Source organism: Cryobacterium sp. RTC2.1, from assembly GCF_035018685.1.
Lineage (GTDB): Bacteria > Actinomycetota > Actinomycetes > Actinomycetales > Microbacteriaceae > Cryobacterium > Cryobacterium glucosi.
Genome location: NZ_JASJXJ010000107.1, coordinates 1 through 13901, shown reverse-complemented (window position 1 = coordinate 13901; position 13901 = coordinate 1). Strand labels below are relative to the sequence as shown.

The following is a 13901-nucleotide window of genomic DNA, read 5'->3' as shown; positions in this document are numbered from 1 at the left end:
GTTTGGGGGGGCCGGGGGGGGGGCGGGGCCCCACAGGGCGACGGTCAGGCGGTGATGCGCGGGCGGCGGTCCTTGACGAAGAACCCGTAGGAGAGTGCACCGACCAGCAGCATGATCCCACCGATCACGAATACGAGGGTGTAGTTGCCCCCGGTCGCGTTCAGGATGTAGCCGGTGACGATGGGGGCCAGTGCGGCGCCCAGGAATCCACCGAAGTTCTGGATGGCGCCGAGCGATGCCACCTGGTTCTTCTCTGCGAGGTCGGCGGCCAGCGTCCAGATGACTCCGATGGGGACCTGCGCTGCGAAGTACCCGATACAGAGAAGAGTGATCGCGAGCGGCGTGTTGTCGACGTATGCGACCGGCAGGACCGCGACGGCTGCCAGGAGGGCACCACCGACGATCGGGATCTTGCGCGCCCTGATGGTGGGTATGCCCCTCTTGATGGCCTTTCCTGAGATGATACCGCCGGCCAGGACGCCGATGATGCCGCAGAGGAAGGGCAGCGCGGCGAGCCAGCCGGTCTGGCTGAGGCTGAACCCGCGCGCGGTCTGCAGGTAGCTCGGGAGCCAGGTCAGGTAGACCCAGACCGTGTAGAAGATACCGAAGGCTCCGATGATCATGAACCAGGTGTTGCGGTGCTTGAGAAGGTCGCCCCAACCAACCTGCTTGTCCTTGGGGTGGTTCTCCTCGTGGAGCGCCGCACCCTTGATGCGGATCTCTTCCATTGCCGTCGGGTCACGGTAGATCTTGATCCAGATTGCGGCGACCACGATGCCGAGTGCGCCGACCATCACGAACATGCCTCGCCAGCTCATCGTCAGGAGCAGGAACGTCAGCAGCGGCGGCGCGATCGCGTTGGCGATCTGCGAGCCGGTATTCACAATCGACACGGGAAGGGCGCGCTCGGTTTTGTTGAACCAGCGGTCGGAGACCTTCAGTCCCGACGTGAAGAACGGGGATTCCGAGATGCCCAGGGCCATTCGCATCACGTAGATGAACGTGAACGAGTTCGCCAGGGCAGTGGCCATGGATACAACCGACCAGGCGATCGCCGCCCATGCGTACATGCGCTTCGGACCGAACTTATCGACGAGGTAGCCGGCAGGCAGGTTCGCAATGGCATACGGCCACGCGAATGCGGAGAGCAGAAGTCCCATTTCGATGGCGTTCAGGTGGAACTCCGCAGCGATAGTGGTGTTCGCGATGCTGAGCGTGCCCCGGTCGAGGTAATTGACGATGCCACCGAGAACGAGCAGGGCGATGAAGAACCAGCGGATCTTGACGCTTTTCGGTTCTACCAGTGCGGATGAATCAGCCTCCATAGACAACTTGGTCATGGGGTTCACTCCTTTGTGATCTGACCAACGATTATCGTCGGCCTTCTTGGTGATTGAGGGGGTTACTTGCGGGCTTCGCTGATCGCGGCAAGGAAGGTTTCGGCGGCGCTGGTGACCTTCGAGTAGTCGCCATCGGCCTGGGCGGCTTTCGTCACGAAGCTCCCGACGCCCACTGCGGTGACACCAGCGTCGAACCAGGCCTTGACGTTGTCCTTGGTGACTCCGCCGGCAGGCAGTATGGGTGCCTGAGGCAGAGGCGCAAGGATCGTTTGCACATATTGAGGTCCGGCGATCTCGGCAGGGAAGAGTTTGACGATGTCTGCGCCGGCCTCGAGAGTGTCGAGGATCTCAGTCGGGGTGAACGCGCCACTGATCGTCACCGCCTGATATCGATTGGCGAGGGCGATCATCTTCGGGTTGAGCTGTGGGCTCACCAGGAACTGGGCACCGGCGGAAATGGACGCGTATGCGGACTCGGCGTCGATCACGGTTCCGGCACCGATTGCCACGCCCTGGTGCGCGTACTTCGCCGACAGTCTCTCGATTACTCCCAGGGCTCCGGGCACCGAAAGTGTGATCTCGAGTGCGCGGAATCCGCCTGCGATGGCGGCCTCCGATACTGCGAACGCTTCCTCGGCATCATTGAGGCGCACGATGAGGACGGCGCCGGTCTGGACGATGGCTTCTAAAGTTGCATATTTCTTTAACATTGTTTAACAGAGTACCCCAAATGTGCAAACGTGTGACACATATGTGAAATTAAGTTAAGCTGAGGGGTGTACCCACCAGAAAGGCAGGACCATGAGCGCCTCTCTTATGCCACTGATCCCCGAGCAGCGCCAACAGGAGATACTTCGCGTTCTGCGCGCCCAGGGTGTTCTCGGTATCCGAAACCTCACCGACCTCCTGAATGTGTCGCACATGACTGTGCGCCGGGACATTGCCGCCCTGGAGGAGAGCGGCCTCGTCACATCGGTGCAGGGAGGTGTGCGTCTCGCCGATTGGACAAGCAGAGAGCCGCCGCGCGAGCGAGTTTCTCGCGCGCAATTGGAACTCCCCCGGAAACAGGCCGTCGCCGAACTCGGCGCCGGTTTCGTCGAGGATGGAATGGTCATCTTCCTGGACGCCGGTACGACCTGCCAATCCATTGTCCCGTTCCTCCGGGAGCGCAAGAACGTGACCGTCGTGACAAATGACTTCTACGTCGTGACCAGTTTGTTCGACTACCCCAATATCGAGACGATCCACACCGGTGGCCTCGTCGATGCCTCCAGCGGCTCGAGTTGCGGGCGTCTGGCCGCCCAGACGCTCTCCTCGATCAACCTCGACCTGTTCTTCCTGAGTACGGGAACGTGGAGCCTTCCCCGCGGCGTCACTACTCCCTCGCTCGACAAGGTCGAGATCAAGTTGGCGGCTCTCAAGGCCGCGTCGGCGTGTTTCCTGCTGGCCGACAGCACCAAGTTCTGCACTGTCTCGAAGTTCCTGGTCGCCCCGCTCGAAAGGCTCGATGCGATCGTCACCGACGAGGAGCTTCCGGTCGACGCTCAGGATCAGATCAGAGGCCTGGGCGTCAATCTCCACCTTGCATCCGTTGAGCACTCGCTTTCAGCAGCGCAAGACTGACGCTGGGCTCCTGACCGCCGAGGTCAGCACGAAGGACGACCCTAAAGTTGGGCGCGCCCGAAACGGCGGCTTAGGTCTGCCGAAACGGGCGCGGCGGCGGCGAAGCCTGAGCCTGAGTCGACTACTCCCCGAGCACCTGCACGCGGTGCCGGTACTCCTCGGCGTCGAGTTCGCCGCGCGCGAAGCGCTCGTCCAGAAGGAGGCGTGCTGCGCTGCGTCTGGTCGAAACCGGCCCGGAAGGGACGTTGCCCTGCGGCCCTTCCGCACGGGTCCCGCTCCCGCTGCTGAAGACCCGGATGGTCACGATGGTGAGCAGGACTACGCCCAGGATCAGGACCAGCCCGACCGGCCACACCCACCACATGAATCCCATGCCGTACCCGTTGCCCCACATCATTCTGTTCTCCTTCGTTATACCGTCACGCTACTCGCCATACCCGTGGGGGTACGAGGGGCAGCGGCCGGCAGGGTCAGTCCGCGGAAACCGCGGAGGCGGAGGCTGTTGCTCACCACGAAGACCGAGGACAGCGCCATTGCGGCGCCGGCGATCAGGGGGTTGAGCAGGCCGAGCATGGCGAGCGGGATCGCGGCCACGTTGTAGGCGAAGGCCCAGAACAGGTTCGCCTTGATCGTGGCGAGCGTGCGCCGGGACAGCCGGATGGCATCCGCTGCCGCGACGAGGTCGCTCCGGATGAGGGTGAGGTCGCTCGCCTCGATCGCGACGTCGGTGCCGGTGCCCATGGCGATGCCGAGGTCGGCGGTGGCGAGCGCGACGGCGTCGTTCACGCCGTCGCCGACCATGGCAACGACCCGTCCCTCGGCTTGCAGGGCGCGGATGGCCTCGGCCTTTTCGGCGGGGAGCACGCCGGCGCGCACGTCGTCGATGCCGACGAGGGTGCCTACGTTCCGGGCAACGGTGTCGTTGTCCCCTGTCAGGAGCACCGGGGTGAGGCCGAGGCGGCGGAATTCGGCGATTGCGGCGGCGCTCGTGTCCTTGACGGCGTCGGCGACGGTGAGGATGCCGCGGGCCACTCCGTCCCAGGCCACGGCGACCGGGGTCTCGCCTCTGTCCTCGCCAGCGGCGAGCGCCGCCTCGAGGTCGGGCGTGAAGACGATGCCCCACTGCTCGGTGAGCCAACGCGGCCGGCCGACGGCGACGAGGCGACCGTCGACGACGGCCTGTACTCCGAGGCCGTCCGCGGAGGCGAACGATTCGGCCGCCGGGAGGGTACCGACCCGTTCCCTCGCCCCGGTCACGATGGACTTCGCGATCGGATGCTCGGACCCGGCCTCTGCGGCCCCGGCGAACCGGAGCAGTTCGGCGGCCTCGAGCCCTGAGGCGGGGACGGCCTGAACCAGGGACATCCGCCCGGTGGTCACGGTGCCGGTCTTGTCGAGCACGATGGTGTCGACGCGCCGGGTGGATTCGAGCACCTGCGGGCCCTTGATCAGGATGCCGAGCTGTGCGCCGCGGCCGGTGCCGACCAGCAGTGCCGTCGGTGTGGCCAGCCCGAGCGCGCAGGGGCAGGCGATGATGAGTGTCGCGACGGCGGCGGTGAAGGCGACGACGGGGGTTGCACCGACCAGAAGCCAGACCGCGAGGGTCGCGAGGGAGAGACCGAGGACGATCGGCACGAACACCCCGGAGACCCGGTCGGCGAGGCGCTGCACGTCGGCCTTTCCGGTCTGGGCCTGCTCGACGAGGCGCCCGAGCTGGGCGAGTTCGGTGTCTGCGCCGATCCGGGTGGCCCGGACCACGAGCCGTCCGCCCGAGTTGAGGGTCGCCCCGACGACGACGGCGCCCGGACCGACTTCGACCGGCACGGCTTCGCCGGTGAGCATGCTCGCGTCGATGGCGGACACGCCCTCGACCACGACGCCATCCGTGGAGATCTTCTCGCCGGGCCGCACCACGAACTGGTCGCCGACGACGAGGGATGATGTGGGCACGATGACCTCGACGCCGTCACGGAGCACGGCGGTCTCCTTGGCGCCCAGTTCGAGGAGGGCGGTGAGCGCCGCCCCGGACTGCTTCTTCGCGCGCGCCTCGAAGTACCGGCCCGCGAGGAGGAAGACCGTGACCGCGGATGCGACCTCGAGGTAGATCTCGTTCGCTCCGCCGCCGGCCTGGGCGGTGAGGCTGAACGTCATCCGCATGCCCGGCATGCCGGCGGTGCCGAAGAAGAGCGCGTAGAGCGACCAGCCGAGTGAGGCGATGATGCCCATGCTGATCAGGGTGTCCATGGTCGTCGCGCCGTGCCGGAGGTTCATCCACATGGCGCGGTGGAAGGGCCAGGCGCCCCAGACGGCGACGGGCGCCGCGAGGGTCAGGGCGAGCCACTGCCAGTTGGTGAACTGCAGGGCGGGAATCATCGACATCGCGGCGACGGGGATCGCGAGCGCCGTCGACACGAGGAGGCGGTGACGCAGGCTCGCCACCTCGAGCTCCTGCGCCGTGGGAGCGGGTGCGCTGCCAGAGGTCCCGGCGGTCGGCTCCGGCGGGCGCGGGCGCTCTGCGGTATAACCGGTGTCCTCGATCACGGCGATGGCCTGGTCGACGGTGGTGCCCTCTGGCAGGGAGACGCTCGCCTTTTCGGTGGCGTAGTTGACGGATGCCTCGACTCCCGGCATCCGGTTCAGCTTCTTCTCGATGCGGGTCGCGCAGGAGGCACACGTCATCCCGCCCACGAGAAGGTCGACGCGTTCGGTGGTCATCGTGACTCAGCGACCAGTTCGTAACCCGCTTCGTCGACGGCGGCTGCGACGGCAGCACGGTCGACTGGGGCGCCGGTTACCGTCAGGACGGACGTGCCGCCCGGAACGAGGGTGATCGCGACGTTCTCGGGGCCGGCGAGCTTGCCGACCTCCTTCGTCACGGCCGCTACACAGTGCGCGCAGGTCATCCCCGTCACCTGGTATTCGCTGATGCCGAGGTCGTTTTCCGTCTGTCCGATCATGGAATGCACTTCTTTCTGGTTCCTTGTAGTGAATGGGTGAGCCGTGGCTCAGGACCGCACGAGCCGTGCGATGGCGTCGAAGGCCTCTTTGACCTTGGCGTCGGCCTCGTCGCCGCCCTTGACGGCGGCCTCGACCACGCAGTGGCTGAGGTGGTCGTTGAGCAGGCCGAGAGCGACCGCCTGCAGGGCGCTCGTCATCGCCGACACCTGGGTGAGGATGTCGATGCAGTACTTGTCGTCTGCGACCATGCCCTGCAGACCGCGGGCCTGGCCCTCGATCCGGCGGAGCCGTTTCAGGTAGGCGTCCTTGTTGGACATGTAGCCATGCGGACCGCTGTGCGGGTCTGCACTCGCTTCGGCGGCGATCGTTGCGGTCGCACCTGCTGCGGTCGCACCGACCGCGGTCGCACCGACCTCCGTAGAACTGATATCCGTCATCGCGCTGTCCTCCTCGTCGGATCCTTATACCCCCCTATGGTACACCCGATACCCCCCTATGGTACATATTCGGCCCGATTCGTCCCGATGGCCCGGTCTCCCTAATAGGGGGGTGAGCTTCGACCGACTACCTTTGATAACATGACGCCTCCTGATACAACAGCGCCGAGCGAGGCAGCAACTGCCCTCGTCGCGAAGACCTTCTCCGAGCTCGGCCTGACCGATGCCGTGCTCAAAGCCCTCAAGGACGTCGGGTACGAAACTCCCTCGGCCATCCAGGCCGCGACCATTCCCCCCTTGCTCGCCGGCCGCGACGTCGTCGGCCTCGCCCAGACCGGGACCGGAAAGACGGCAGCGTTCGCGCTGCCGATCCTGTCCCGCCTCGACATGGCGCAGAAGAACCCGCAGGCCCTCGTCCTCTCCCCCACCCGCGAGCTCGCACTCCAGGTCTGCGAGGCCTTCGAAAGCTACGCCTCGCACATGCGCGGCGTGCACGTCCTCCCCGTTTACGGCGGACAGGGTTATGGCGTCCAGCTCTCCGCGCTCCGTCGCGGCGTCCACGTTGTCGTCGGTACTCCCGGTCGCATCATGGACCACCTCGCCAAGGGAACCCTCGACCTGTCCGAGCTGAAGTACCTCGTGCTCGACGAGGCCGACGAGATGCTCAAGATGGGCTTCGCCGAAGACGTCGAGACGATCCTCGCCGACACCCCGGAAGACAAGCAGGTCGCGCTGTTCTCTGCGACCATGCCCGCGTCCATCCGGCGCATCGCCAAGAAGTACCTGCACGACGCCGAAGAGATCACGGTCAAGACCAAGACCACGACCTCGGCGAACACGACCCAGCGTTACCTGATGGTCTCGTACCCGCAGAAGGTCGACGCGCTCACCCGCATCCTCGAGGTGGAGAACTTCGAGGGCATGATCGTCTTCACCCGCACCAAGAACGAGACAGAGACCCTCGCCGAGAAGCTTCGCGCGCGCGGCTACTCGGCGAGCGCCATCAACGGTGACGTCGTGCAGGCTCAGCGTGAACGCACGGTCGAGCAGCTGAAGTCGGGCAAGCTCGACATCCTCGTCGCAACGGATGTCGCCGCTCGCGGCCTCGACGTCGAGCGCATCAGCCACGTCATCAACTACGACATCCCGATCGACACCGAGTCCTACGTGCACCGCATCGGCCGCACCGGCCGCGCCGGGCGGAGCGGTGCCGCGATCAGCTTCGTCACACCCCGTGAGCGTCACCTGCTCAACGCCATCGAGAAGGCAACCCGCCAGCCGCTCACCCAGATGCAGCTGCCGAGTGTCGAGGACGTCAACATCACCCGCCTGGCGCGCTTCGACGACGCGATCACCGAGGCGCTGGGCCAGACCGCCCGCGTCGACCGGTTCCGCGACATCATCGCCCACTACGTCGAGCAGTACGACGTGCCGGAGGCCGACGTCGCCGCAGCTCTCGCGGTCGTCGCCCAGGGTGAGACCCCGCTGCTCCTCTCCGAGCAGGATGCCCGCAACCAGCGTCGCGACGAACGCGAACGCAACGAACGCGAACGCTCCGAGCGCAACGACAGCGGCAGCTATGCGCCCCGCAACGATCGCAACAACCGCGACAGCCGTGGCGGACGCGACGACCGTGGCGGACGCGACGATCGCTGGGACCGCGACGACCGCCCGCGCAAGAGCGAGCGCCCCGAACCGCGCCCCCGCGACAGCACCATCCCGCTCGTCTCCTACCGGATCGAGGTCGGCAAGCGCCAGAAGGTCGAGCCGCGCCAGATCGTCGGCGCGATCGCGAACGAGGGCGGCCTGAGCCGCGAGGACTTCGGGCACATCCAGATCAACCCGGACTACTCGCTCGTCGAGCTGCCAGAGAACCTGTCCCAGGACGTCCTCGATCGTCTCGTGGGAACCCGGATCAGCGGCAAGCTCATCGAGATCCAGCCGGACAACAGCGGCCCGGTGCGCCGCGAGGACCGCGCCCCGCGCCACCCCCGCCGCGACTAGCGCTCGGAGGCCGTCGGCGCGGTGATGGAACATCTGCGACACGAGCGGTGTTCTATCCACTGACCCGCGGGCGACGTGAGAACGCAGCCGGCGGTCACCCCAACGTATGTGGAGGAATCATGAGTACAGAACAAGCGATCCTGGCCGGAGGGTGTTTCTGGGGAGCGCAGCAGTTGCTGCGCCGGCGCCCCGGCATCATCTCCTCGCGGGTCGGCTACTCGGGAGGCGACACCCCGAACGCGACCTATCGTCATCACGGTGACCACGCCGAATCCGTCGAGATCGTCTTCGATCCCGCGGTGATCAGCTACCGCGAGCTGCTGGAGTTCTTCTTCCAGATCCACGACCCGTCGACGAAGAACCGGCAGGGCAACGACGTCGGTCGCAGCTATCGCTCGGCCATCTACTACACGACGCCCGAGCAGGAACGGGTCGCCCGCGACACGATCGCGGACGTCGACGCCTCCGGCCTGTGGCCGGGCAAGGTCGTCACCGAGGTCGAGCCTGCTGGCGATTTCTGGGAAGCCGAAGACGAGCACCAGGACTACCTGGAGAAGTACCCCGCCGGGTACACCTGCCACTATGTCCGGCCGGGCTGGCGCCTGCCCGCCCGCACGGAGACATCCGTCTAAGAACTGCACTCGCGGCCCCGGTGATCTGATCGCCGGGGCCGCGCTCGTCTCAGGCACCTCCCGTCCACTGCCGGGGTCGGGAGCGGCCCACACCTCTGCGGCTACAGGTCCGGCCGAACGGTCCGGCCGAGGTCCCACGGCTCGGCCCAGCTGAGCTCATCGAACATCCGCGACAGCACGATCGCCGTGAACCCCCAGATCAGCCGGCCGCCGACGGTGAAGGCCGGCGAACGGTACGCGGCTCCCCCGACGGTGTGAGCCGTGCTCACCCGGTTGGCGGGGTCGAGCAGGTCTGCGACGGGCACCCGGAAGACGTCGACCGTCTCCAGGTGATCGACGGCTGCCACCTCCGACTCGCGCGTCCACCAGGCCGGCACCGGGGTCACGAGGTGGTTGCTCACCGGCACGGGCAGTGCCGGAAGGGTGCCGAGCGGCTCGAGGCCCTCCGGGTCGAGGCCGGTCTCCTCGACGGCCTCCCGCAGAGCGGCCGCGATCGGGCCGGCATCGGAGGCTTCGAGCCGTCCGCCCGGGAAGGCGATCTGCCCCGGGTGGCTCCCGAGCGTTGCAGCACGACGCAGCAGCAACACGTCGAGGTCCCGTGGGACCTGCGCTCGCGCGCGTCCCTGCACCGGTGACTGGGCAGGCGAAGAGTCGAGCACCCCGAAGAGGACGAGCACCGCAGCGTGCCTTGCCTGCGCCGCATCCGGCAGGGAACGCGTCACCCCGGTGTGCCAGTCCAGGCCGCGCTCGCACAGAGCCGCGAGCTGCGCCCGGGGATCGTCCGTTACGTCGAGCATGACCCCAGCCTAGAGAATCGCGACGAAGGTCCTCCAAGGTGACACAACGGATGCCCCCGCCTCAATCCGCTGAACACGATGCAATATCCAATGCTAAGTTGTTGTGCATCGCGAGTGCTGGGGGCCGCATGTCATCCGATACTGTCTTTGTCTGGGTCTGCGTCGCTGTGGGCTGGCTGATGATCCTGGGCTCACTACTCGTCACGCGGACCCGAGGGGCGCAGGACCGGCGCTTTCTGCAGTTCTGGCACACCACCGGTTTGCCGATCGGCACTGAACGGATGGCGGCCACCGTCCGCCGCCGGATTCGCACCTCAGGAACCGTCGTCCTCGTCGGTGCGCTGACCGGTCTGCTCGCGGCATCCGTGATCCTCCTTCTGCGACCGGAACTCGCCTCGCCCCCGTTCGTCTGGCTGGTCGCCCTGCCGGCGACCCTGATAGGAGCGTCCACACTCGACCTGGGTCTCACCGTTCGACAGTCGCGATTCCTGCCCTCCATGAATGGCACTCGACCGGATCGGTCGCCCGCGGTCGTTCTCGCCGATTACGTCAGCCCTGGACGGTTGCGCGCGGCCCCCTTGCTGGTGATCGTCGCGGCCGTTCTCGCGGGCACAGCCCTCTGGCTGGGGTCCGTCGGCGTTCTCGATCTCGCCGTCTTCCTGCAGAGCGCCGCGCTTCCGGTTCTTGCCGTTGCGGGCTCCAGCCTCGAGGCCGGCAGGTTCGCATCACGGCGGATCCTCCGCCAGGCCCAGTCGGCGGGTACCGACCTCGAGCAGGCCTGGGACGACGCCTTCCGCGCCGAGACCTTGCGCAGCGCGAGCATGTTTCAGACCATGATCGCGTGGCTGGCCGTTGGAGCCGTCGGCCTGGGAATCCTCAACGGCTGGGACGCGGGGACGGGAACGACCTGGAGCACCGGACTCGGGTCCCAGCTCTTCACCTGGGGCTATCTCGCGACGATCATCTGGTTCGGTCACAGCAGTGCAACCGGGTACTCTCGCGGGCGCCTCTGGCCGAATATCGTCCAACCGGGCCCCCCGGCAGACCAGACGGCCTAACCTCCCCAGCCCAACCGGGTCGGCTACACTCGCGGCATGCCGGTCAGAACCGTAGCCCACTCCGCCCGCGACCTCATCGGCCGCAACCGCACCGTCGACCGCGTCTACCGCACCTCCGTCGGTGTCATCGGCGGGGGAACCGTCGTGCTGGGTATCGTGCTCATCCCTCTCCCCGGGCCCGGCGCGTTGATCAGCCTCGGCGGCCTCGCGCTGCTCGGCACCGAGTTCGACGGCGCGAAGAAGGTCAGCCGCCGGGCAAACGACCTCGCCAGGCGGGGTGCCTCCAAGGTCTCACAGCTGCGTCAGGACCGCAGGGACGCCCGCCAGGACTGACCGGAATCCGCGACGAACGTCACTCGCGAGCGATCGTGCCCTGCGGGTCAACGGATACCGCGATCGCCGTGACGCTCCGCTCCAGGAACGACACGATCTCCTCTGAGGGCATCTCGGTGTCGAGCGCGAGGTCGACGAGGATGTCCTCGGCGAATCCGACCCAGGAGCGCAGGGCGAGACGAAGCAACTCCGAGTCCGCGACTCCGAGTTCCAGGAAGACCGTGATCACGCGATCGGCCTGGGCCGCCCGTGCTTCTTCCAGCACCTCGCGCACCTCGGTGTCGCCGCTCGCGACACCGCGCACGAGGGAGAAGAATGTCCCGCGGTACTCGCGGACAAAACCGACGATCCGCGTCAGGGTGTCGCGGAGTCGTTCGAGGGGCGGCAGTTCCGGGGCAGGCTCTGTGGCGTCCAGCATGGCGTCGCGGGCTGTGCGCACCACTTCACGGTGCAGGCCCTTCTTCGAGGTGAAGTAGTGGAACAGCAATCCGCGGGAAACGCCGGCCCGCGCGGAGAGGTAGTCGATGGTGAGGGATTCCAGCGGCTGGTCCGCGAGGGACTTCACTCCGAGCGCGACCAGCTGGGCCCGGCGCTCGTCCGGAGTCAGCCGCGTTCGCCGCTCCGTTTCCATGGTTAGAGCATATCCGCGTTCGGCAGCGGGCCGTCCACGGCACCCCCGAACCGGGCACTCCCACGCGAGTGCCCGGTTAGCAGATCGCAAAAAGCGTTGCCAAACCGTGATGTTTCGCAAATCCGGCTATTAGTACACTCGTCAACAGCGCTTATTGGTTGGCGAGTCAATAACGACCTGCCGGACTGTTTGCCCAGATCAAGGAGGATCTATGAAGTTCACCAAGCTCACCGGCACCCACGCCGGACGGATCGTGCTCGCTGCGGTTCCCGTGGCCCTGCTGTCCACCGTCCTCATGGCGGGGGTGGCCAACGGCGCCGTCCCCGTCTCGTTCGCCGTGTCGGGAGGCCAGTTCAAGATCAGCGCTTCCCAGCTCGATGGGACGGGCTTCTCTCAGTACGGAGGCGTCGCCCAGGAAGGCAAGACCGGCACGTACCACCCCGTCGCGATCGCGAACATCGCGACCGCGAGTCTGGCCGACCTGTGCCAGTCCGTGGTCGCCGTGACCCCGCTCGGCAAGGTCGGCCTGCTCATCGGTGCGGGCGGCGGCGGCAAGCCGGCCACCGCGACCGACCTGCAGATCGGCATGACCGACCTCAAGGGTGACGCGACCTTCGGCAACATCCGCATCGGCGTGGACGCCGCCGCGGTGAAGACGGCGGCCAAGGGCACCACGGGCGACTTCGCCCAGGACGCCGACACGATCAAGGTCGCCGGGCTTCAGCAGACGGCATGGAGCACCCAGGCCTCGGTGTTCACCCTGAACGGCATGCACCTGCAGCTGACCAACGGAACTGAGTGCTTCTAATCGAAGCACCCCGTCACCACGGAGGAGACCGGATGAAAACCAGCACGTGGGCCACATTCACTGCCTGGTGCCGTCAGAGACCGTTCGTCGGTGGCATCCTCGTCGTGCTGGCCGGAGTGGAGATGTTCTTCTCCGGCCAGCTCGACGTCGGCACGATCCACGTGCAGGTCGGGATCGAAGGCATGCAGGCGATGATCATCCCGATCATCGTGGTGCTGCTCGGTATCCTCGCGATCGCGATGCCCACGCACCGGATCTTTTACGGGGTGATCACACTGGTGTTCTCGATCTATTCGCTGGTCGGCGTCAACCTCGGCGGATTCTTCATCGGGATGGTCCTGAGCGCGATCGGCGGCATTCTGGTCGTCGCCTGGATGCCGAAGCCGGCCAGGGCGGGAACCGCCGTCGAGCTGTTTGCGAGCCCGGTCGAGGAGCCCGACATCCAGTTGGGTGAGCTCTTCGAAGAACGCTCGCGTCCGCGGCGTGCCCTGTGATGCGCGACCGCGGGCGCACCCGCGATCTGCGACCGCGCGTCGTCGGCGTCTGGCTCGTGCTGTCGCTGTCGGCGATCGGGGCGGCAGCGATGCCGTCGCCGGGTCAGGCCGTGCCGTGCGATTTGCTCCTCGTGGACTGCGGCGTCCCGACGCCGACGCCGAGCACGACCGCTGACCCAACCGTGGCGGATGCGACCCCCAGCACCGTCCCGACAGCTCCGGTCGATCCGGCTCCCGTCGTTGCCCCGATCCCGGTCCCCACCACCGGTCCGACCGTGGGCGTCACGGCTCCGGGCCCGAACACCCCGGCCGCGGCGGCGGTTGTCGCCGTGGCAGACCCGAATGCACCCGTGTTCGGCAACCCGGCGGCTCAACTCGGCGCATCCTCGATGACCATCACCGGGCTCGCCTCAGTGACGGTCGTGACCGTGTCGCACGCCGACGGCACCACCGTGCCCGCGCTCAGGATCGTGGCCGATGACATTGTTCTGACGGACGCCGTCATCGACGTGCGGTCGACATCCGGCTCCGGCCTCGTGACGAGCTCCCCGCGGATGGAATTGCACGGCAACGTGCAGGTCTACCTGGACTCGATCACCACGACCCTGCCCGACGGAACCAGCGTCAGCTTCGGAGCGGCCACTCCCCCGCCGGGCGGGCTACCGTCGACACTCGGCTCCGTGACACTCGGGCTCGTCGGGACCCTTGCGGATTCCATCGGCTACAGCCAGGTGCACCAGAGCGTGAGCTGACCGCATGGCAGGACGCGGGGCCGGTCGCCTGAAG

General features: G+C 66.8%; 16 protein-coding genes. 8 read left to right on the top strand and 8 right to left on the bottom strand.

The annotated features are described in order from the left end of the window. Window positions 1-44 precede the first annotated feature (44 nt). Together QN357_RS13240 and QN357_RS13235 are read right to left on the bottom strand one after the other, a co-directional pair. A complete protein-coding gene (locus tag QN357_RS13240; protein ID WP_134450249.1) occupies window positions 45-1340 on the bottom strand; it encodes an MFS transporter in 1296 nt (431 codons plus the stop codon). Between the two features lie 62 nt (window positions 1341-1402). After that, on the bottom strand, window positions 1403-2050 hold the full coding sequence (locus QN357_RS13235; RefSeq protein WP_134450248.1) for a bifunctional 4-hydroxy-2-oxoglutarate aldolase/2-dehydro-3-deoxy-phosphogluconate aldolase: 648 nt from the start codon (window positions 2048-2050) through the stop codon (window positions 1403-1405). 91 nt (window positions 2051-2141) lie between these two features. Between QN357_RS13235 and QN357_RS13230 the strand changes: the two genes are divergently transcribed. Then, window positions 2142-2963 carry a DeoR/GlpR family DNA-binding transcription regulator gene (locus tag QN357_RS13230; protein ID WP_322140751.1) on the top strand — a complete coding sequence of 274 codons (822 nt, stop codon included), beginning with the start codon at window positions 2142-2144 and terminating at the stop codon, window positions 2961-2963. 121 nt (window positions 2964-3084) lie between these two features. On the opposite strand, the gene QN357_RS13225 is transcribed toward QN357_RS13230, so the two are convergent. The 4 genes from QN357_RS13225 to QN357_RS13210 are packed head-to-tail and all read right to left on the bottom strand — an operon-like array spanning window position 3085 to window position 6358. Then, window positions 3085-3360: an SHOCT domain-containing protein gene (locus QN357_RS13225; RefSeq protein WP_322136069.1), complete on the bottom strand. Its 276-nt coding sequence runs from the start codon at window positions 3358-3360 to the stop codon at window positions 3085-3087. A gap of 14 nt (window positions 3361-3374) precedes the next feature. Further along, complete coding sequence (locus QN357_RS13220) at window positions 3375-5678, bottom strand: heavy metal translocating P-type ATPase (protein ID WP_322140750.1); 2304 nt, start codon at window positions 5676-5678, stop codon at window positions 3375-3377. Continuing rightward, entirely contained in the window at window positions 5675-5920 is a 246-nt protein-coding gene (locus QN357_RS13215) for a heavy-metal-associated domain-containing protein (RefSeq protein ID WP_134450244.1), read from the bottom strand. Before QN357_RS13215 ends, QN357_RS13220 begins: the two co-directional genes overlap by 4 nt. Window positions 5921-5968: 48 nt before the next feature. After that, window positions 5969-6358, bottom strand: a complete 390-nt coding sequence (locus QN357_RS13210) for a metal-sensitive transcriptional regulator (protein ID WP_134450243.1) — start codon at window positions 6356-6358, stop codon at window positions 5969-5971. Between the two features lie 141 nt (window positions 6359-6499). Between QN357_RS13210 and QN357_RS13205 the strand changes: the two genes are divergently transcribed. Together QN357_RS13205 and msrA are read left to right on the top strand one after the other, a co-directional pair. Continuing rightward, window positions 6500-8362 carry a DEAD/DEAH box helicase gene (locus QN357_RS13205; protein WP_134558511.1) on the top strand — a complete coding sequence of 621 codons (1863 nt, stop codon included), beginning with the start codon at window positions 6500-6502 and terminating at the stop codon, window positions 8360-8362. Window positions 8363-8481: 119 nt separating this feature from the next. Continuing rightward, window positions 8482-8994 carry a peptide-methionine (S)-S-oxide reductase MsrA gene (gene msrA, locus QN357_RS13200; RefSeq protein WP_134558512.1) on the top strand — a complete coding sequence of 171 codons (513 nt, stop codon included), beginning with the start codon at window positions 8482-8484 and terminating at the stop codon, window positions 8992-8994. A 101-nt stretch (window positions 8995-9095) separates the two neighbouring features. Here the strand turns inward: msrA and QN357_RS13195 are convergent, their stop codons facing one another. Beyond that, window positions 9096-9791: a CoA pyrophosphatase gene (locus tag QN357_RS13195; RefSeq protein WP_322136071.1), complete on the bottom strand. Its 696-nt coding sequence runs from the start codon at window positions 9789-9791 to the stop codon at window positions 9096-9098. 128 nt (window positions 9792-9919) lie between these two features. Here QN357_RS13195 and QN357_RS13190 point away from each other — a divergent pair, with 128 nt between their 5' ends. After that, complete coding sequence (locus QN357_RS13190; RefSeq protein ID WP_322140749.1) at window positions 9920-10849, top strand: hypothetical protein; 930 nt, start codon at window positions 9920-9922, stop codon at window positions 10847-10849. 36 nt (window positions 10850-10885) lie between these two features. Next, window positions 10886-11182: a PGPGW domain-containing protein gene (locus QN357_RS13185; RefSeq protein ID WP_134561327.1), complete on the top strand. Its 297-nt coding sequence runs from the start codon at window positions 10886-10888 to the stop codon at window positions 11180-11182. A gap of 19 nt (window positions 11183-11201) precedes the next feature. Here QN357_RS13185 and QN357_RS13180 read toward each other — a convergent pair whose 3' ends face one another. Beyond that, window positions 11202-11813 carry a TetR/AcrR family transcriptional regulator gene (locus tag QN357_RS13180; protein ID WP_322136073.1) on the bottom strand — a complete coding sequence of 204 codons (612 nt, stop codon included), beginning with the start codon at window positions 11811-11813 and terminating at the stop codon, window positions 11202-11204. 211 nt (window positions 11814-12024) lie between these two features. On the opposite strand from QN357_RS13180, the gene QN357_RS13175 reads away from it, so the two are divergent. From QN357_RS13175 to QN357_RS13165, 3 genes are read left to right on the top strand one after another with little or no spacing between them, the layout of a single operon-like run. Beyond that, the gene (locus QN357_RS13175; RefSeq protein WP_134450236.1) at window positions 12025-12621 is read left to right on the top strand and encodes a DUF6230 family protein; all 597 of its coding nucleotides are present in this window, start codon (window positions 12025-12027) and stop codon (window positions 12619-12621) included. 32 nt (window positions 12622-12653) lie between these two features. Further along, entirely contained in the window at window positions 12654-13115 is a 462-nt protein-coding gene (locus QN357_RS13170; protein WP_174774589.1) for a DUF6114 domain-containing protein, read from the top strand. Further along, window positions 13112-13867: a hypothetical protein gene (locus QN357_RS13165; RefSeq protein ID WP_322136074.1), complete on the top strand. Its 756-nt coding sequence runs from the start codon at window positions 13112-13114 to the stop codon at window positions 13865-13867. The genes QN357_RS13170 and QN357_RS13165 overlap by 4 nt, the downstream gene beginning before the upstream one ends. Window positions 13868-13901: the final 34 nt, after the last annotated feature.

Bases quoted from the DNA above. Each gene is read 5' to 3' on its own strand.
- QN357_RS13240 (WP_134450249.1), bottom strand. From the start codon at position 1,340: ATGACCAAGTTGTCTATGGAGGCTGATTCATCCGCACTGGTAGAACCG.
- QN357_RS13235 (WP_134450248.1), bottom strand. From the start codon at position 2,050: ATGTTAAAGAAATATGCAACTTTAGAAGCCATCGTCCAGACCGGCGCC.
- QN357_RS13230 (WP_322140751.1), top strand. From the start codon at position 2,142: ATGAGCGCCTCTCTTATGCCACTGATCCCCGAGCAGCGCCAACAGGAG.
- QN357_RS13225 (WP_322136069.1), bottom strand. From the start codon at position 3,360: ATGATGTGGGGCAACGGGTACGGCATGGGATTCATGTGGTGGGTGTGG.
- QN357_RS13220 (WP_322140750.1), bottom strand. From the start codon at position 5,678: ATGACCACCGAACGCGTCGACCTTCTCGTGGGCGGGATGACGTGTGCC.
- QN357_RS13215 (WP_134450244.1), bottom strand. From the start codon at position 5,920: ATGATCGGACAGACGGAAAACGACCTCGGCATCAGCGAATACCAGGTG.
- QN357_RS13210 (WP_134450243.1), bottom strand. From the start codon at position 6,358: ATGACGGATATCAGTTCTACGGAGGTCGGTGCGACCGCGGTCGGTGCG.
- QN357_RS13205 (WP_134558511.1), top strand. From the start codon at position 6,500: ATGACGCCTCCTGATACAACAGCGCCGAGCGAGGCAGCAACTGCCCTC.
- msrA (WP_134558512.1), top strand. From the start codon at position 8,482: ATGAGTACAGAACAAGCGATCCTGGCCGGAGGGTGTTTCTGGGGAGCG.
- QN357_RS13195 (WP_322136071.1), bottom strand. From the start codon at position 9,791: ATGCTCGACGTAACGGACGATCCCCGGGCGCAGCTCGCGGCTCTGTGC.
- QN357_RS13190 (WP_322140749.1), top strand. From the start codon at position 9,920: ATGTCATCCGATACTGTCTTTGTCTGGGTCTGCGTCGCTGTGGGCTGG.
- QN357_RS13185 (WP_134561327.1), top strand. From the start codon at position 10,886: ATGCCGGTCAGAACCGTAGCCCACTCCGCCCGCGACCTCATCGGCCGC.
- QN357_RS13180 (WP_322136073.1), bottom strand. From the start codon at position 11,813: ATGGAAACGGAGCGGCGAACGCGGCTGACTCCGGACGAGCGCCGGGCC.
- QN357_RS13175 (WP_134450236.1), top strand. From the start codon at position 12,025: ATGAAGTTCACCAAGCTCACCGGCACCCACGCCGGACGGATCGTGCTC.
- QN357_RS13170 (WP_174774589.1), top strand. From the start codon at position 12,654: ATGAAAACCAGCACGTGGGCCACATTCACTGCCTGGTGCCGTCAGAGA.